The organism is Rhodococcus sp. DT1, assembly GCF_049844875.1.
Lineage (GTDB): Bacteria > Actinomycetota > Actinomycetes > Mycobacteriales > Mycobacteriaceae > Rhodococcus.
Genome location: NZ_JBNCLW010000004.1, coordinates 243,282 through 261,833 on the forward strand (window position 1 = coordinate 243,282; position 18,552 = coordinate 261,833).

The 18,552-nt window shown below is 68.4% G+C and carries 12 protein-coding genes; 8 read left to right on the plus strand and 4 right to left on the minus strand.

What is annotated here, in order from left to right:
* Window positions 1-106 precede the first annotated feature (106 nt).
* The 3 genes from murJ to ACLQ3J_RS11800 are packed head-to-tail and all read right to left on the minus strand — an operon-like array spanning window position 107 to window position 6,920.
* Window positions 107-3,913, minus strand: a complete 3,807-nt coding sequence (murJ, locus tag ACLQ3J_RS11790; protein ID WP_296551305.1) for a murein biosynthesis integral membrane protein MurJ — start codon at window positions 3,911-3,913, stop codon at window positions 107-109.
* Window positions 3,910-6,327, minus strand: coding sequence for a glycoprotein (locus tag ACLQ3J_RS11795; RefSeq protein WP_422424322.1), 2,418 nt, complete (start codon window positions 6,325-6,327; stop codon window positions 3,910-3,912). Before ACLQ3J_RS11795 ends, murJ begins: the two co-directional genes overlap by 4 nt.
* Window positions 6,324-6,920, minus strand: a complete 597-nt coding sequence (locus ACLQ3J_RS11800) for an NUDIX hydrolase (protein WP_169620917.1) — start codon at window positions 6,918-6,920, stop codon at window positions 6,324-6,326. The genes ACLQ3J_RS11795 and ACLQ3J_RS11800 overlap by 4 nt, the downstream gene beginning before the upstream one ends.
* Before the next feature lie 75 nt (window positions 6,921-6,995).
* Between ACLQ3J_RS11800 and ACLQ3J_RS11805 the strand changes: the two genes are divergently transcribed.
* The 6 genes from ACLQ3J_RS11805 (at window position 6,996) to ACLQ3J_RS11830 (ending at window position 15,812) form a co-directional block, all read left to right on the plus strand.
* Window positions 6,996-8,450 (plus strand): CCA tRNA nucleotidyltransferase, encoded by a 1,455-nt coding sequence (locus ACLQ3J_RS11805; protein ID WP_296551302.1) that lies wholly within the window; start codon window positions 6,996-6,998, stop codon window positions 8,448-8,450.
* A 181-nt stretch (window positions 8,451-8,631) separates the two neighbouring features.
* The gene (locus ACLQ3J_RS11810; protein WP_425903309.1) at window positions 8,632-12,696 is read left to right on the plus strand and encodes a molybdopterin-dependent oxidoreductase; all 4,065 of its coding nucleotides are present in this window, start codon (window positions 8,632-8,634) and stop codon (window positions 12,694-12,696) included.
* 65 nt (window positions 12,697-12,761) lie between these two features.
* Complete coding sequence (locus ACLQ3J_RS11815) at window positions 12,762-13,166, plus strand: TOBE domain-containing protein (protein ID WP_169620920.1); 405 nt, start codon at window positions 12,762-12,764, stop codon at window positions 13,164-13,166.
* Entirely contained in the window at window positions 13,163-13,942 is a 780-nt protein-coding gene (modA, locus tag ACLQ3J_RS11820; protein ID WP_169652319.1) for a molybdate ABC transporter substrate-binding protein, read from the plus strand. The genes ACLQ3J_RS11815 and modA overlap by 4 nt, the downstream gene beginning before the upstream one ends.
* Window positions 13,939-14,736: an ABC transporter permease gene (locus ACLQ3J_RS11825; protein ID WP_425903310.1), complete on the plus strand. Its 798-nt coding sequence runs from the start codon at window positions 13,939-13,941 to the stop codon at window positions 14,734-14,736. The genes modA and ACLQ3J_RS11825 overlap by 4 nt, the downstream gene beginning before the upstream one ends.
* Complete coding sequence (locus ACLQ3J_RS11830) at window positions 14,733-15,812, plus strand: ATP-binding cassette domain-containing protein (protein WP_169620923.1); 1,080 nt, start codon at window positions 14,733-14,735, stop codon at window positions 15,810-15,812. The genes ACLQ3J_RS11825 and ACLQ3J_RS11830 overlap by 4 nt, the downstream gene beginning before the upstream one ends.
* Here the strand turns inward: ACLQ3J_RS11830 and ACLQ3J_RS11835 are convergent, their stop codons facing one another.
* Entirely contained in the window at window positions 15,813-17,093 is a 1,281-nt protein-coding gene (locus tag ACLQ3J_RS11835) for an MFS transporter (RefSeq protein ID WP_425903312.1), read from the minus strand.
* Between the two features lie 143 nt (window positions 17,094-17,236).
* Between ACLQ3J_RS11835 and ACLQ3J_RS11840 the strand changes: the two genes are divergently transcribed.
* Both ACLQ3J_RS11840 and ACLQ3J_RS11845 read left to right on the plus strand, forming a co-directional pair.
* On the plus strand, window positions 17,237-17,917 hold the full coding sequence (locus ACLQ3J_RS11840; protein ID WP_425903531.1) for a WHG domain-containing protein: 681 nt from the start codon (window positions 17,237-17,239) through the stop codon (window positions 17,915-17,917).
* Between the two features lie 13 nt (window positions 17,918-17,930).
* The gene (locus ACLQ3J_RS11845; protein WP_425903313.1) at window positions 17,931-18,548 is read left to right on the plus strand and encodes a YqgE/AlgH family protein; all 618 of its coding nucleotides are present in this window, start codon (window positions 17,931-17,933) and stop codon (window positions 18,546-18,548) included.
* The last annotated feature ends 4 nt before the right edge of the window (window positions 18,549-18,552 follow it).

Here is an 18,552-nt window from a genome sequence, read left to right on the forward strand (position 1 = left end):
AGAGTCGTCGGGCACGGCGATTTTTGCGATCCCCCCGAAAATTCGCACGCGCGGATGGTAGCCGATCGCACGGCGATTGCCCCGGCTTGCGCTCGGGGCGATCCGGTTATTCCGAGCCGATGAACTCGATCTCGGAGATCGAACTCTTGTTGCTGCCACCGTCGGAGCTGAGCCCGGTGATCCACAGCAGTACGTGCGTGGTGCGGCCGTCGGCGTCGAGCGGAATCTCGGTCTCACCGGATCCGAGTGTCGCCTGGCCGATCACCTGCGTCTGGTCCAGGGACGTCGAATCCGAGGGCGCGCTGCGGATTTCGAGCACGGTCCCGGGCGACTCGGACGTGACCTTCGCCGACGAGAGGGTCGCTGCGTCCTCGAGCGTCACCAGCAGGCCCACCCCGCTCTTCAGCGACGGGAAGGGATCGAAGTACGCGTCGGTGCTCCACGCCGTGGCAGGGTCGCCGTCGATCGCAAGCGACGCGGACGCCGGAGAATCGGGGGTGCCCTGCGGCGAGAACACCGTCACCGCGGATGCCGGCACCGGTCCCCCGGCTGCGGCGGGAGCCGCCTCCTCCGACGCGGACTCGGGTGCGGCAGGTGCTTCGGCGGTCGGTGTGAGACCGAATTCCTGGCTGGTGAGCGGCGCATCGCTTGCGTCGCCGGCGAGCAGATTCGTGATCCACCAACCGATCAGCGAGAGCAGCACGACCGTCGTGATACCGAGGCCGATCAGCGCGACGAGCATGCGCTGGGAATGCTTCTTCTTCTGTTCGAGCGCCTCGGGGTCCGCCAGGGCATGGCTTTCGGTCATGTTCGCGCGCTGGCCGATACGGAGCGCGGGAATCATGTCGGTCTTCTGATCGACCACCGACGCCTGGTCGAGGATGTGCTGCACCGTTGCCGCGGTGCGGATCCCGCCGTCGGTGTTCAGAGCGCGCACGGCGACCGCCGAGATCTCGAACGGAACGTCGGGGCGGAGCACCTTGGGTTCGACGGGTTTGCCGTCGGCGCCGCGGTCGGCTTCCGGCATGCCACCGATGGTCGCGCCGCTGTGGTGCGGTGCCGGGGGCCGTCCCGGAGCGGGCGGTTCAGCGAGCGGCCAGCGGCCGGTGATCAGCCCGTACAGGCTGGCTCCGAGACCGTGCACATCGGAGACGGCATCCGCGTCGGAGAAGGTTGCCGGGAACGCCATGACCGCGTCGCCGGAGACACTGATCCGGATGCGGTCGGGGTGGTCGATCGACAACGCGCTGCCCGCACGGTGCGAGGCCTCTGCCGCTGCCGCGAGGGCGCGGACGGCTCGTGCAGCGCCCAACGGGGACGGCTGCGTGGTGGACATCTCGCGCAGCGAACGACCGGGCGTCCACTCGGCGACGACGATGCCGCCCGAACTACCCCGGACCACGTCCAGGACACGTGCCAGTCCGGGCGAATTGATCCGGCCGAGCCGCAGCGTCCGGGACAGGATTGCCTGTGGAGAGTCCGGCCCGGTGCCGTCGGCAGCGCTCTGGTCGGCGTCGACGAACGTCAGTGCGACCTCGCGGTCGAGTTTGACGTCGAGTGCCTGCCAGAACCGGAGCCCGCGTGCGCCACCGTGGGGCGAGAGCAGTCGGTACCGGCCACCTGCCACGGACGCGCCGGCGATGAGTTCCGGTCCGCGCATGGTGCGGCGGGGCGCCGACCCAGGAACCCGGACGGGCGGAAGCTGAGGAGAGCCGATCGGTATGACCCCGGTGTCGTGGTGGGTGTCGCGCGGCGGACTCGGCGGCGTGGGCCGCTGATCGTTTCCGGCCGGCGTCGATCCTGCCTGCTGTGACGCGTCGATCGTGGACCTGCCGGCAGCGTGGTCGTCGCTCACCCTCACTCCTTCGTTGTCGACTCGTCCACTTCCGGTGCGGAGACGAGGATCGCCCGTGGGGGCCGCGAAGTAGCGCGGACCACGGCGCCCGTGTCGAATCTGCTGTTGACCAGGGTACGGGAGTTGTTGCTGCGCCTCGACGGGACGGGGCACGTCTCTGATCGCGGGCATGACTTCGGTGATCGCGTCGTACGGTCCGACTCCGTAGTCGCCGTAGTCGATGCGCGGCAGTACGACGGTCTTCTCGAAGTCGGACTCCGGGTAGGCGTCGTAGCCGAAGCGGCGGCGGGTCGGGAAGGCACCGGTATCGGCCGGCGAAGTGGCCGTGGACTCCCCGAGTTCGGCTTCGGGCTCTTCCGTGCCGCCACCGCGCACCGCGGCGATCTTGCGGCGTACGGCGGCCTCGATGGCCATGATCTCGGGAACCTTGAGCAGATACATGCCGACGAGCGCGACGAGCAGCATGAGGATGCCGCTGATCGCGACACGCACCATCGAGCCGAGGCCGCCGAAGCGGTCCGCGAGGGCGTCCAACTGCAGGAGTCTGTCGGCGACGAGCACGACGACCGCCCCGCCGGCCGACGCCAGCACCACGTGCCAAATCGTGCGGCCCACGTTGGCCATCCGCAGGTCGCCCAGGGTGCGGTGCAGCAGGAACCCGCCGATGAACGCACCGCAGGTGAACGCGAGACCGGTCGCGACACCGAGCAGGACGACGACCTGCTGGTCGTTGCTTGCCACGACCGGAGCGAGCGCCGACAAGCCGATCTTGACGGCGGTGATGCCGAGAATGATCCACGTGGGGGTCCAGGCCTGTTCCCGCGCGTAGAAGACCCGCAGGTGGATGAGCACGAGCGAGTAGGGAATCAGGGTGAAGGCGGACCAGCTCACGGCCTGGCCGAGCAGGGACGCGTTGCCCGCGCCGAAATTGCCGTAGCCGTACAGGGCGGTCCCGACGTGCGTGCCCGCGATCGTGAGGAACGTGACGATCGGGATCAGCGCGATCATGGTCATTCGGGTCGCGACCGACAGGTCGTCGACGACCGCGGGAGTGTCGCCCTCGGCGGCGTTGCGGCTCAGTCTCGGCATGATCGCGGTGAGCACGGTGACGCCGAGCACGCCGTACGGCAACTGCAGCAGCAGCCAGGCGTTGTTGTAGATCGCGGGGCCTGCGGCATCGGCGCCCGACGAGATGTTGGTTGCGAAGATCATGCCGATCTGGCTGATCAGCACGTACAGCACGATTGCCGCAGCCATCCCGCCGAACTGGCGCAGGCGGTCGTCGAGGCCCCACAGCGGCTTCAGATTGATGCCTTCGCGGCGGAGCGCGGGGATCAGGCACATCGCCTGGGTGATGACGCCGAGAAGCACACCGAGGCCGAGTACCAGCAGCTTCGGGTCGCTCATGCGCACCGGATCGAGGGTGATCTCCCCCGGCATCAGGTAATAGACGACCAGCACGACGAGCACGACGACGTTGTTCGCCACGGGTGCCCATGCGCCGGGCTTGAAGACCTGCCGCGTATTGAGAATGCCCGTGAACAGGCCCGACAGCCCGTAGAACACGATGGCCGGCAGCAGCAGGTACGACAGGGCAGTCGTCAGTGTCGTCGACACCTTGCCGGAGTCGTCGAGGAACACGTGCGTCGTGAGCAGCGGCGCGGCGGCGACCGCGAGGATCGTCGCGCCGCCGAGCAGCACGACGGCCGCGGTGAACAGGCGACGGACGAATGCCTCGCCGCCGTCCGGGTCCTCTCGTTCCGCCCGCACGAGCACCGGCACCACGATCGAGGTGAGGACCGCGCCGAGGACCAGCTCGGAGATCATGTTCGGGATCTGGTGGGCCACGGTGAACGACGACGCGACGCTCGCACCCAGCAGCGTGAGGATCAGCAGTTGCTTGAGGAACCCGGTGATCCGGCTGACCAGGGTGGCGACGGCAATGGAGCCGGTGGCCGCGAGCAGGCTCGGAACCTTCCGGCCGGTGGGACCGGCACCGGTGACGTCCGGTGAAGTCGTCGGTGACTTCACGTCGTCGCGGGTCGCGTTCCCCGTCATTCTCGTTCGTACCCTTCGTCGGCTGGATCCGGTTCCCCGCGGAACCGGTGCAGAAGCCGCCTGCCCGCCAGGAACAGCAGGAGCGCTCCCGCACAGCCCGTGACGATGGCGAGAATCCGGCCATACGCATTGGAACGTACCGTCACGTTCGTCGGACTGCCGAGAGACAGGCCGGATTCCGTGGTGAGCGAGAACTCCAGTTCGAGCTTCCGCGAGTCGCTGATCTGAGCGGGCACCGTCAGGGTGCGGCTACCGCGCGGAGGCAGCTGGGTCGGCCCGATATCGGTGATCTCCATCGCCGAGGGCGCGTCCACGTGCAACCGCACTGTGATGCCCACGGGCAGATCGTTGCGCGCCACCAACAGTAGGGGACTCTGTTCGGAGGTCAGTGTGTACACACCACCCGGTGAGAGCACTGTCACTCCCGCGAACATCCCGTCCACGGCTTCTTCGACTTCCACCGCGCGCAGAGTCGCGGCGTCAACCGCCTGCTCGGGGTCTTCACCCCGCCGCCCCGCCGACGCCATCGCGCGCAGCAGATCCTCCCGCAGCGGTGTGAGGAACTCCTGCGGCGTGAGCTGGGCCTGGGGATCCTCGATCAACGCTGCCTGCAAAGCATCGAGCCGGGGCGTCTGCTCGGCGGCAATCCGGACCACCTCTGCCGGCACACCGTCGGTGACGGCTTGCTCCGGATAGTCGAGCACGGAGGTATTCGGGTCGTCTGCGGTGGCTGCTGCCGCGGCGACGAACTCGGTGAAGGGACGAGCCGTCGCCGTTCCCGAACGGATGAGTGACGAGATCATGGACAGCGTGGCCGACGCCTCGTCCGGGGACGGCGACCAGACCTGCGGCGGAGCGAACAGCACCGAGCGGCCGGGTGCGGGCAGCGGCACTCCCGACGCCGCGTCCACCGACGGGGCCAGCGCCGGAAACGCCAGCGCACCGAGCGCGTCCTGGAGCCGCGCGGTCGCGGAGTCGTCGGCGAGGTCGTAGCGCGCGGCCTTGGTCACGAACGAGGGGGTCGACGGCGCGTCGCCCATGCCCGCGAGTGCCGCCGAGGCCGCGGCGTCGAACAGGCCGGCCGTCAGCCCGTCGACTCCCGACACCCGGACACTGTTGCGCGGGGATGCGCCGCTCATGGCGGCGCGTCCGTCGTCCACCGCGGTGTCGGCGAGTACCGCCGTGACCGGACCGTCCGCGGCGACGAGAAGCCCGGCGTTCTCGGTGAGGACACCGGAATCGGGCCACACGACATCCGGAAGCGACGTGGTTCCGAGGATCGTGTCGACAAGCGTGCTCGGGGACCGCAAGGCGGGCACGGTCAGCGAGGGATCGTCCAGTTCCGCGAGCGCCGTCAGGTCCGCCTGGGCGAACGGCACCGCCACCGTGCACATGGAGGTCGCGAGTGCCCGGATGCGGCCGAGCCACGCGATAGCCGCCTCGGTGCCCGTTCCGGGGCTCGCGGCCCCCATCGGATCGGCCGGGTCGTCCACCACGAGATAGTCCCGGGTCATGTTCGCGACCGTGACCAGCAGGTCGGGGTCGATCGCCAGGCACATGCCTTCGGTGACCCGCGGATCGGTCTCCAGCGATTGTTCGGCAGCGCGCAGCAACCCGTCGAGCCGTCCTCCTTCGGCCAGCGACGTGGCGAGCACGTCATCGACGAGCCGGGCGGGTTCCGTCGCGGATCCGGGAACACCCGAGGCCAGCCGCGGCGTGTCGGCCAAGGGCCACAGCATCGAGACGGCGACGGGGCGCGACACCTCGGGTGGAACGGCGGGAAAGCTCTCGGTCTCGCTGCTGGGCGCCGTTCCGGTGGTTCCGCCCGATGGCGTGGACGCCGACGTTCGCGGGGAGCTGTCCTCGCCTGCGGGCACTCCCAGCACGGGCAGCAGGAAACGGGCATCGTCCAGACGGGCCTGGCCGCCGTATTCGGGCGAGCCGTTCACGTTGACGAGCAGCGGGTAGACACCGGGGGTGTCGATGCCGAGCGACGGTTCGAGTTCGGAACGCAGGGGCAGCTCGATCGTGAACTCGGCGCGGTCGCCGCGGTCGAGCCGGTCCGTGACCTGCTCGAATTCGCCCACGGTGTCGAAACCCCCCTGATCGAGGGAGAGCGAGGTGCGCAGGGCGGCGGGGTCGGAGATGACGGGTGCGCGCTGAAGCCGCACCCAGACGTCCTCGACATCGCGGTCGCCGACATTGGTGACGGTGCCCGTGACCTCGACTACCGATTCACTTGTGAGCGACACCACCGACGGGGTGACCTCGTCGATGCTCAGAGCGAGGAACTCGGTGTCTTCGGAGTCCGGCTGCGCCGCCGCGGGTGCGGGGATCGCCACACCGATCGTTGTGAGAACGAGCGTGAGCACGGCCAGAACCGCGGCACCCGTTCGGGAAACCACCGCCGTCATCCGAGATGGGCCCCCGGTTCGTCGGTGCGGGGACGCGATTCGGGATGCATCTCCGCAATGAGCTGGTCTGCGACGTCGGCGAGCTTACGTTCGTCGGCGTAGGCGAGCCGGGACCGGAGTTCACGGAGCGGAACCCACGCGACTTCGGTGACCTCGACATCCGCGTCGGACAGTTCACCGCCGAGGTAACGCAGAAGGTAGTGGTGCACCGTTTTGTGGACGCGACGGCCTTCGGTGACGAACCAGTAGTCGATGCTGCCGAGTTCGGCGAGCACCGTGCTGCGGACCCCGGTCTCTTCGTGCACCTCGCGCATCGCGGTCATTTCGGCGGTCTCGCCGCGCTCGATGTGCCCCTTCGGCAGCGACCACAGCAGGCGGCCGCGACGGTCGGTACGCCCGATCAGCGCGGCACACAGCTTGTCGGGTGGACCACCGAGTCCGTCGACGACCAGCCCGCCGGCCGAGGTCTCGCGGACGGTGCGCAGTCGAGGGCCGGGTGCGCCGGGTGCTCCGCCCTGAGCAGCCTTTTTCGCGCTCGTGCCACGACGCCGCGAGCTGCGGCGGTTGCGATTGGCACGTTCGGCGGGCGACACCTAATAGATAGTAGATGTACCGCCGTCGGTCCCGGCTCAACCACACGAACGCCCTGCTCGGTAAGGTGCAAAGACGTGAACTCACCCACCGCAGACCTCGACCGCCGAACCCGGTTGCTCGCCGGAGCCGACGTCACTCTGCGCTCGTTGTCCGATGTCCTGGCCCCACTCGGTGCGCGGTTCACCGAGGCGGGCCATGAGCTGTATCTCGTCGGAGGGAGCGTCCGCGACGCGCTTCTCGGCCGGCTGGGCACCGACCTCGACTTCACGACGGACGCGCGCCCCGAGAAGGTCCAGGAACTGCTGCGCGGGTTGGTGGACCATCAGTGGGACACCGGCATCGACTTCGGCACGGTCAGCGCGGCAAAGGGATCCGAACAACTCGAGATCACCACGTTCCGCAGCGACGCCTACGACCGTGTCACCCGCCATCCCGTCGTCGAGTACGGAACGAGCCTCGAGGACGATCTCGTACGCCGTGACTTCACCGTCAATGCGATGGCCGTTCGGATCGGTCCGGACGGTGCCGGTGAGTTCGTCGACCCGCTCGGTGGGCTCGACGCGTTGCTCGCAGGTGTTCTCGACACTCCGGCTCGGCCCGAGGACTCGTTCGAGGACGACCCGCTGCGCATGTTGCGGGCGGCCCGATTCGTCTCCCAACTGGGCTTTTCGCTCACCGAGCGGGTCCAGACGGCGATCCGCGAGATGGCGGACGAGATCCTGCGCATCAGCGCCGAGCGGGTGCGGGCCGAACTCGACAAGCTGATCCTGGGTGACCATCCGGTCGACGGCATCGAGTGCATGGTGGAGACCGGACTGGCGGAGCGCGTGATCCCCGAGATCCCCGCGATGAAACTCGAGATCGACGAGCATCACCAGCACAAGGACGTGTACTGGCATTCGCTCACCGTGCTCACTCAGGCGATCGATCTCGAGGACGGCGACCCGGACCTGGTGCTGCGCTGGGCGGCGCTGCTCCACGACATCGGCAAGCCCGGCACCAAGCGCAACGAGGCCGGCGGCGGCGTCAGCTTCCATCACCACGAGGTGGTCGGGGCGAAGCTGGTGCGCAAGCGGATGCGGGCCCTGAAGTACCCGAAGCAGATGATCGAGGACGTCGGCCAGCTGGTGTTCCTGCACTTGCGCTTCCACGGGTACGGCAAGGGGCAATGGACCGACTCGGCGGTGCGGCGGTACGTGCACGACGCCGGGGACCTCCTCCCCCGGCTCCACAAGCTGGTTCGGGCCGATTGCACCACCCGCAACAAACGGCGCGCCGCGGCACTGCAGGCCACCTACGACGATCTCGAGGTGCGCATCGCGCGACTGGCGGAGGAAGAGGGCGTCGCGAAGGTCCGCCCGGATCTCGACGGCAACGCGATCATGGAAGTTCTCGGCATTCCGCCGGGCCCCGAGGTGGGCAGGGCGTGGAAGTTCCTCAAGGAGTTGCGCCTCGATCGCGGTCCACTCGATCGCGACGAAGCCGAGGCCGAGCTCCTGAAATGGTGGGAGCAGCAACCGAAGTCCTGAGCGTGTTGCCGGCACCTCACACCTCCTCCCGACACCCGTGAGCCAGATGTCACAGCGTGCTCATCCCATGTGACGCGTCCGAAACACCGAGTCCGCAGCATGGAAGTCGTCGTATCGGTGACGGCAACGGCGTGCCCCTCGGTTCACTTCCGGCGGACGCGGTGCCGGGTAGGAGATTCGGATGCGGGATGACATCACGACGGTGAAGACCGCGTGCTCCTACTGCGGTGTCGGGTGCGGCATGGTGCTCGACGTCGCCACCGATCCCGATACCGGTGCCCGCAGGGTGGTCAAGGCGTACGGCGACAAGGAGCACCCCACCAATCGGGGGCGCCTGTGCACCAAGGGTGCGACAAGCGCGGAGATGCTGGCTGCGGCGGGCCGTCTCGAGACCGCGTACGTGCGTGACCGCCGCGGCGGCGCTCCTTCGCCGGTGCCGGTGGACGCGGCCGTCGCCGACACCGCACGCCGTCTCACGGAGATCATCGGAACCCACGGACCCGATGCGGTGGCGTTCTACGTCTCCGGACAGATGTCGCTCGAGGCGCAATACCTCGCGAACAAGCTCGCCAAGGGATTCGTGCGCACGAGCCGGATCGAATCGAACTCGCGGCTGTGCATGGCCTCTGCGGGCACCGGCTACAAGCAGTCGCTCGGTTCGGACGGGCCACCCGGCTCGTACGAGGACTTCGAGCACGCCGATCTGTTCTTCGTCTCGGGTTCGAACATGGCCGACTGTCACCCCATCCTCTTCCTGCGGATGATGGAACGTGTCCGAGCCGGGGCCAAGCTCGTCGTCGTCGATCCTCGGCGCACCGCCACCGCGGACAAAGCGGACCTGTTCCTGCAGATCGCGCCGGGTACCGACCTCGCACTGCTCAACGGCCTGCTCCACCTGATCGTCGAGAACGGGCACGTCGATCGTGACTTCGTCGAGGAGTACACCGAGGGCTGGGAAGCGATGGAGGAGTTCCTCGCCGAGTACCCGCCCGCTCTCGTCGCCGGCATCACCGGCCTCGAGGAAGCCGACATCCGCACGGCTGCACGATGGATCGGCGAGGCCGGCGAGTGGATGAGTTGCTGGACGATGGGGCTCAACCAGAGCACCCACGGCACCTGGAACACCAACGCGATCTGCAATCTCCATCTCGCCACGGGAGCGATCTGCCGCACCGGAAGCGGCCCGTTCTCGCTGACCGGTCAGCCCAACGCGATGGGTGGTCGCGAGATGGGGTACATGGGTCCCGGCCTGCCGGGCCAGCGCAGCGTGTTGTCCGGCGACGACCGGGTGTTCGTCGAGGAGCAGTGGGCGCTACCTCCCGGCACGCTGCGCGCCGAAGCAGGCACCGGCACCGTCGACATGTTCCGGGAAATGGCACAAGGAACGATCAAGGCGTGCTGGATCATCTGCACCAACCCGGTGGCCTCGGTCGCGAACCGGGCGACCGTTCTCGAGGGTCTCGAGAACGCGGAACTCGTCATCGCCCAGGACGTGTTCCTCGAGACCGAAACGAATGCGTACGCCGACATCCTCCTTCCGGGTGCCCTGTGGGCGGAGTCCGACTACGTGACAGTCGGATCCGACCGCACTCTGAACCTGTTGCAACAGGCCGTCGAACCGGTCGGAGAGGCACTGCCCGACTGGCAGATCATCGCGCGTGTCGCCTGTGAGATGGGGTTCGGTGACGGCTTCACCTACTCGTGCGCCGAGGAGATATTCGACGAGATCACGCAGTTCTGGAATCCGCAGACGGGGTACGACCTGCGCGGCGTGACATACGACAGGCTGCGGCACGGCCCGGTGCAATGGCCGTGTGGCCCCGGCCGCACCGACGATCGCAGTCCGGTCCGGTATCTCAACGACGGAGACAGCCGGACGCTGGTGGTCCGCGACGACGGATCCGTACCGGAACTGGCCTTCGCGACACCGGACGGACGAGCCCGGTTCTTCCCCCGTCCGCATCTGCCCACAGCCGAACTGCCCGACGACGACTACCCGTTCGTTTTCAATACCGGTCGCGTACAACACCAATGGCACACGCTCACCAAGACGGGCAAGATCGCCAAGCTCGGAAAACTCGACCCCGGACCGTTCGTGGAGATCAGTCCCGAGGATGCCGCGCGGTTGTCGATCGTCGACGGTGACGCGGTGGACATCGCATCGCGGCGGGGGCGCGCCGTCCTTCCGGCGGTGGTGACCGATCGGGTGATGCCGGGAAACTGTTTCGCCCCGTTCCACTGGAACGACCTGTTCGGGAACGATCGCGCGATCAACGTCGTGACCAACGACGCCGTCGATTCCGCGTCGCTCCAGCCAGAATTCAAGTTCTGCGCGGTCGCCGTGACGAAAGTCGCGGCAGCACCTGTATCCCCTTCCCTGCCCGCCGACGATTCGGTCGTCGGACGGCTCGCGGAGACGCTCGGAGTCGGCGGTATCCCCGCTCCCCTGTTCGGCGACGACGAGAAACGCTATCTCGCAGGTCTTCTCGCCGGTCTGCGGTCGTCCGATGTCACCGCCGCGCCGTCGCTGCCGGCTTCGGCGCCGTTTCCCCCCGCGACCCGGGCGTGGCTCGACGGACTGTTCGCGGGGATGTACTCGCAGAGCGCTGCGATCGACGCCGGCTCCGATGCCGCGGCCGGGGACCGGAACCCGGAACCGCCGGTCGTGGTGGCGTGGGCGTCGCAGACGGGGAATGCCGAAGGATTCGCGCACACCTGCGCCGAGCGTCTTCGTGCCGCGGGACGTGAGGCCACCGCGGTCGGGATGGGGACGCTGACCGTCGCGGATCTCGTGCAGATACCGGAATTGCTGGTGGTGACAAGTACGTTCGGTGACGGCGACGCGCCGGACAACGCTTCGGCGTTCTGGAAGAGCTTGAACGGTGCAGACGCACCGTCGCTCGCCGGTACCCGCTATGCGGTACTGGCTTTCGGCGACTCCAGTTACGACGACTTCTGCGGGTACGGACGCAAGGTGGACGACCGGCTGGCCGATCTCGGAGCGACCCGGATGGTTCCACGCGTGGACTGTGAACCGGATTTCGAGGACCGCGCGAACGAATGGGTGTGCTCGGTCCAGAATCTGGTGGCCGGTGACGCGCCCGCGCAACCTGTCCCGCCGCGGGCATCCGTGTACAGCCGCAAGTCCCCGCTCGTCACCCGCCTGACACGCAACATCGCACTCAGTGGAGCCGGATCGTCGAAGGATGTGCGGCAGTTCGGATTCGAGCTGTTCGACCCGGAATTCGAATATTGTGCGGGAGATGCCCTCGGGGTGATGCCGACCAACTGCCCCGAGGCCGTCGAAGAATGGATGCAGGTCACCGCGCTCGACGCGGAGGCGCCCGTCGAAAGCGTCGATCGTCCCACCGTCCCTCTCCGGGAGGCCGCGGCTCGGTACCTCGACATCACCAGGACCACTCCCGAATTGCTGCGCTTCGTGCAACGCCAGAGCGGGAGTCCGGAACTCGCCAAGCTGCTGCGACCCGGAAACAAGATGGAATTGCAGCGGTGGCTGTGGGGGCGGCAGGCGATGGATGTCATCGCCGAATACCCGTTCAAGGCACCGCTCGACGAGTGGCTCGGTGTGCTCACGCGGCTTCAGCCACGCAGCTACTCGATCTCGTCGAGTCCGAAGTCCAACCCGCGGGAGGTGCAGCTCACCGTGTCGGTGGTGCGATACGGCTTCGAGGGCCGCGACCGGGCCGGCGTGTGCTCGGGCTTCCTCGCCGACCACAGCAAGGGCGTCGACATCCCCATCTTCGTGCAGCGGAATCCGCACTTCCGGCCACCACCCGGCGATACTCCGATGATCATGGTCGGGCCGGGAACGGGGATCGCGCCGTTTCGGGCCTTCCTCCACGACCGCCGCGAATCCGGGCACACCGGTCGCAGTTGGCTCTTCTTCGGCGACCAGCGGTCGGACACCGACTACCTGTACCGCGACGAGATCGAGAAGATGCACGCCGACGGGTTCCTCACCAAGCTGGACCTCGCGTTCTCGCGTGACCAGCGACAGAAGGTGTACGTGCAGGACCGCATGCGTGAGCAGGGCGCCCAGCTCTGGAGATGGCTGGAGGACGGCGCTCATTTCGCCGTCTGCGGGGACGCCGGGCGCATGGCGAAAGATGTCGACGCGATGCTCCGCGAGGTGGTGCAGACCCACGGCCGGCTCGACCAGGAGGCGGCAGCGGCATACGTCGATCGTTTGAGTGCTGAGAAGCGGTACGTGCGCGACGTCTACTGAGAAGGTTGATACAACCGCATCTGCGGACGTATCGTCCAATTCGTGACTTGTGTGCGGAACATATCGTGACGACTTTCCGTATCCGCGACGCCGCACGCCTGCTCGGTGTCAGCGACGACACCGTGCGGCGCTGGATCGACCAGGGCGCCCTTCGTGCGAGCAAGGACGACACCGGCCGCAAAGTGGTCGACGGCAGCGAACTCGCGGCGTTCTCGCGGGCCCAAGCCGACGCGGCACCGGATCTGCTCGGCGTCGGGAGTTCCGCCCGCAACAAATTCGTCGGTCTCGTCACCCGGGTCGTCTCGGACCCGGTGATGTCGCAGGTCGAGATGCAGTGCGGGCAGCATCGGGTCGTATCTCTCATGAGCACCGAAGCGGTGCGGGAACTCGGCCTCGAACCGGGCAGCGTCGCGGTCGCGGTCGTCAAAGCGACAACCGTCATCATCGAAACACCCGGAGGGTCCTCGTGAGGCGCGTGCGCGCAGGATGGATCCTGGTGGCGTCCGTGGCACTGGCTTCGGTCGCCTGCGGTTCGGAACAGAGTGATCGGAATCCGTCGGGTGACGGTGTGACGGGCACTGTCACGGTGTTCGCGGCAGCGTCGCTCAGGGACACGTTCACCGAGATCGGCACCGCGTTCGAGCAAGTGCACGACGACGCCGCCGTGGTGTTCAACTTCGCAGGGTCGTCGGACCTCGCCGGCCAACTGGCGCAGGGCGCACCCGCCGACGTGTTCGCGTCCGCCGATACCGTCACGATGTCCCGCGTCGTGGACGAGGGTCTCGTCGCCGGTGATCCGGTGCTCTTCGCGGCCAACACGCTCACGATTGTCACCGAGCCGGGGAATCCGAAGGGCATCACCTCGTTCGACGACCTCGGCCGCGACGGCGTGTCGGCGGTCGTCTGCGCACCCCAGGTGCCGTGCGGCGCCGCCACCGTGCGCGCCGAGGAGGCGACCGGAACCGAACTGTCGCCGGTCAGCGAGGAATCCTCCGTCGCCGACGTGCTCGCCAAGGTCACCTCGGGACAGGCCGACGCCGGACTGGTCTACGTCACCGATGCGCGCGCCGCGGGCGACGCCGTCACCGTCGTGGCGTTTCCCGAGTCCGGGGACTCCGTCAACTCCTATCCGATCGCCGTACTCGAAGATTCCCGGAATCCGGACGCCGCCCGCGCGTTCGTCGATTTCGTCGCCGGACCCGAAGGACTGGAGATTCTCGGGGAAGCCGGGTTCGCCGGTCCATGACGGCGGCCCGCACCCCGACCGGTCTGCCGGCGTGGATCTATCTTCCGGCGATCGCCGGCGGCCTGTTCGTGGTGCTGCCGTTGGTCTCGATCGTGCTCTCCGTCGACTGGTACCGCTTCCCGGAACTGGTCACGTCCGAGGCATCGATGCAGGCGCTCGCGCTCAGTGTGCGGACCGCGTTCACCAGCACCGTGCTGTGCATCGTATGCGGTGTGCCCATGGCTGCCGTGCTCGCACGCAGCACGTCCCGCGTGATGCCGGTGCTCCGTTCACTGGTCCTGCTGCCGCTCGTGCTGCCACCCGTGGTGGGTGGGATCGCGCTGCTGTACACCTTCGGCAGACGCGGCCTCATCGGTGAGCACCTCGAGGCGTTCGGGATCCGGATCGCGTTCTCCACCACCGCTGTCGTGCTGGCACAGACCTTCGTGGCGTTGCCGTTCCTGGTGATGAGTCTCGAGGGAGCGTTGCGTACCGCGGGCCGACGGTACGAGGCGGTGGCGTCGACGCTGGGCGCCCGGCCCACTACGGTCTTCCGCAGGGTCACCCTGCCGTTGGTGCTGCCGGGACTCGTCTCCGGTGCGATCCTGGCGTTCGCGCGGGCGCTCGGGGAATTCGGCGCGACTCTCACTTTCGCGGGCAGCCTCCAGGGCGTCACCCGCACCCTCCCTCTCGAGATCTATCTGCAGCGGGAAACCGATCCCGATGCCGCCGTGGCGTTGTCGCTGCTCCTGGTCGTCGTGGCAGTGCTCATCGTGGTGGCCGCACGCGGACGCCGGGCAGGTGGCGACTGGTGAGCGAACTGCACGTGCACGCACGGGTGGACGCACGGTCCGTCGACTTCGACCTGGACGTGGCATCGGGCAGCGTGGTCGCGATCCTCGGTCCCAACGGTGCCGGGAAATCGACGCTGCTGAACCTGATTGCAGGACTGGTTCTTCCGGACGAAGGCCGGATCGAGCTCGGTGGCCGGATCCTCACCGACACGTCGGCGGGTGTCGCGGTGCCGCCCCATCGCCGGTCGGTTGCCCTGCTGGCACAACAGGCTTTGCTGTTCCCGCACCTGACCGCTGCGGGCAACGTGGCCTTCGCACCGCGCAGTGCCGGAATGAGCCGCCGCGCCGCGCATACCGAGGCGTTGCGCTGGCTCGACGCCGTCGACGCTGTGGCGTTCGCCGACCGCAAACCGCACCGTTTGTCGGGCGGGCAGGCTCAGCGGGTCGCGATCGCCCGCGCTCTCGCTGCCGACCCGCAGTTGCTCCTGCTGGACGAACCCATGGCCGCGCTGGATGTCGCTGCGGCGCCGGCGATCAGGTCACTGCTGCGCCGGATACTGCGTGAGGACCGGCGCACGGCGCTCGTGGTCACACACGACCCCCTCGACGCCCTGGCCCTCGCCGACCGCGTCGTGGTGGTCGAATCGGGACGTGTCGTGGAACACGGCGCGGTGCGGGACGTCCTCACCCGGCCACGGAGCGCTTTCGCCGCACAGATCGCCGGGATGAACCTGATCGCCGGCACGGTGACAGCGGATGGCGTGGAGACGGAGGTCGGTGCCGTGCACGGCGTCGTCGACGAGGAGTGCGTACCGGGAGATGTGGCCGCGGCCGTCTTCTCCCCCGCCGCGGTCGCGGTGTACGTGGACGAGCCACACGGGAGTCCCCGCAATGCGTTCGAGGTGACCGTCACCGAAGTCGAGGCCCGGGGCTCGACGGTGCTGGTGCGCACCGGAGTCGCCGGTCTGGCGGCCGAAGTGACGCCCGCCGCGGTTGCGGATCTCGGTCTCGAGCCGGGCTCGGCCGTGTGGTTCGTCGTCAAGGCCATGGAGATTCGCGTTCATCGCGCCGCGCTTCCGGCCCTGCGGGGGTCGTGACTAGGTCCGCGACCGCCCGAGTGCGAGAACGCCGGCCAGGGCGAGCACGTAGATCAGCCCGCCGGCCAGGGCAAGTCCCGGGCTGCGCCCGTCCGGCGCGATCAGGAAGGCCGACGCGGCGATCGCGGCAAGGAACGCCAGGTTGAACACGGTGTCCTGCAACGCGAATACCTGCCCGCGACGTGCGTCGTCGATCTCGATCTGCATGGCGGCGTCGCCCGTCAGCTTGATGGTCTGTCCCGCGACCCCGAGGAGGAAAGCGGCGATCAGCAACGATCCCGTCGTCAAGGAGGTGACGAACGCGAACTGCACGACCGCGGCGGCGAGCAATCCGGCGGTGACCGCACGAGGTCGCCCGAGCCGTGGGAGGAGGAACGGTGTGAGGGCGGCGGCGAGGAGCATTCCCGCCGCCGTGCAGGCCACCGCGGCACCGAATCCGGCGAGCCCACCGGGTAGGTCCGACGGGTTGTCGGCGTTTCGCAGGACGAGAAGCGTGATGAGTGTGTTCAGGCCGAACACGATGCGGTGGGCCCCGATACCGAGCATCGCGGCGGCGACGCCGGGATGCTCGGCCACGGCGCCGGCGCCGGTACGCAAACCCGCGAGCACCGCGCGTACCGGGGACCGGGGACGTGCGCCGTCGGGCCCGAGCGTGTGGCGGGCGAACCCTCCGGCGGCGACCGCGCCGACGATCGAACCACTGACGCCGAGCGCCACCGCGACACCCGACCCGGTGTCGCCCGCACCGACGGCACCTATCGTCGCGACCGCGACCGCGGCGCCCGCAGCTGCGACCACCGAACCGGCTGTCGCCAGAACGGAATTGACCGGTACAAGCCATGATCGGGCCGCGACGTGAGGTAGTGACGCCGACACCCCGGCGAGAACGAACCGGCTCACCCCCACGGCGGCCAGTGCGAGCAGCATGAGCGGCAGTTGGGGTCCTCCGGCGAGCAGCACCACCGCGGCGGACGCGACGAGCACACCTCGCGCCACGTTGGCCCACAACAGGACGAGCCGGCGATCCCAACGGTCGAGCAGTGCTCCGGCGAAGGGCCCGATCACCGAGTAGGGCAGCAGGAGAACCGCGAACCCTACGGCGATGTCCACCGGGTTCGTGTGCCGTTCCGGGTTGAAGAGGATCGCTCCACCGAGGGCGGCCTGGAACAGACCGTCCCCGAACTGCCCGGCGAACCGGACGGCTGTCAGTCGCGCGAGTCCCGGGGAATGCCGTAGCGCCGTCGCGGTCGATCGCCACGCCTGTTTCTGGGAGTCCCGCACACACGCGACCCTATCGATCGCGACTTTGCGCGGATGTCCCGCCCGGCGCGGCAGGGAGCAGCGCTCACATTTGTTTGCGGTGCTTCCGGTAGGGCAGGCTGGGCGGCGTGACAACACCCCGCGCCCGGGCTCGTGCCCGCACGATGGCGGACATCGTGGCCATCGGCCGTGAGCATCTCGCCGCCGGTGGCGCCGAGGCCCTGTCGTTGCGGGCGGTCGCCCGCGATCTCGGGGTGGTCTCCTCGGCCGTCTACCGGTACGTCGCAAGCCGCGACGAACTTCTGACCCTGCTGGTGATCGATGCCTACGACGAACTCGGTGATGCCGTCGCCGCCGCCGTCGATGCCGTAGACCCCGCCGACCACCGGGCACGCTTCTTCGCGTTGGGCCGGGCGGTGCGAGCCTGGGCGCGTGCCGAGCCCGCCCGGTACGGCCTGATCTTCGGTACCCCGGTGCCCGGCTATCACGCACCCGCCGAGCGGACCACCCGACCGGGGACCCGCGTCGTGCTGAGTCTGGTGCGCATCCTGGTCGAGGCCCACCGGGCCGGGGCGCTGGACGAGGCGCTGGACGCGGCGACGGAAGTCCGCACGACCGCCGGGCTCGTCGGAGATCTCGATCGCATCCGTACCGAGATCTCCGCAGACCTGCCCGACGACGTTCTGGCGCGCGGTCTGTTCGTGTGGCCGGCGCTGTTCGGTGCGGTGAGTTTCGAAGTGTTCGGCCAGTACGGCACGGACACCTTCACGGACCCGGAGTCGCTGTTCGACCACCACCTCGCGCTGCTCGCCCGGACAGCCGGGTTCCGCCCGACATCGCGGTGACGCCGGTGACAGAATGTCTCTCGTGGCGCAGCACCAGGAGGAACCCGAGGACCGCACCGCACCTGTGACTCCGAAGGTGCGGCCCGGAAGTCTCCTCGTCTCCGCCACAGACCTCACCGAGCCGACGTTCCGCCGCAGCGTCGTCTACGTCGTGGAGCACACCGCCTCGGGAAGTTTCGGCGTCGTCCTCAATCGCATCAGCAATACCTCGGTCGACGCGATGCTGCCACGGTGGGCGCGGCTCGCGGCGGCGCCGAAGGCGTTGTTCGTCGGCGGCCCGGTTCACCGGAGTTCGGCATTGTGTCTGGGCACGGTCCCGGTCGGAATGTCCGTCGACGGTGTGCCCGGTATCCGACGGGTCGACGGGCGCGTCGTGATGATCGATCTCGATTCGGATCCGGCCGTCATCGCCCGGCACGTCGAAGCCGTGCGGATCTTTGCCGGGTACGCGGGATGGAGCGGGGGTCAACTCGACGGGGAGCTGCGCAACGACGACTGGATGGTGGTCTCCGCGCTCCCCTACGACATCTTCACTCCCGCGCACGTCGACCTCTGGGCGCGGGTCCTGCGCCGTCAGCCGCTCCCGCTCGCGCTGCTCGCGACGCATCCGATCGAGATCGAGCGGAACTGACCGA

What these genes read in the sequence shown, in the direction of transcription:
- murJ (WP_296551305.1), bottom strand. Translation starts at nt 3,913, where the DNA reads ATGACGGGGAACGCGACCCGCGACGACGTGAAGTCACCGACGACTTCA.
- ACLQ3J_RS11795 (WP_422424322.1), bottom strand. Translation starts at nt 6,327, where the DNA reads ATGACGGCGGTGGTTTCCCGAACGGGTGCCGCGGTTCTGGCCGTGCTC.
- ACLQ3J_RS11810 (WP_425903309.1), top strand. Translation starts at nt 8,632, where the DNA reads ATGCGGGATGACATCACGACGGTGAAGACCGCGTGCTCCTACTGCGGT.
- ACLQ3J_RS11825 (WP_425903310.1), top strand. Translation starts at nt 13,939, where the DNA reads ATGACGGCGGCCCGCACCCCGACCGGTCTGCCGGCGTGGATCTATCTT.
- ACLQ3J_RS11840 (WP_425903531.1), top strand. Translation starts at nt 17,237, where the DNA reads ATGGCGGACATCGTGGCCATCGGCCGTGAGCATCTCGCCGCCGGTGGC.
- ACLQ3J_RS11845 (WP_425903313.1), top strand. Translation starts at nt 17,931, where the DNA reads ATGTCTCTCGTGGCGCAGCACCAGGAGGAACCCGAGGACCGCACCGCA.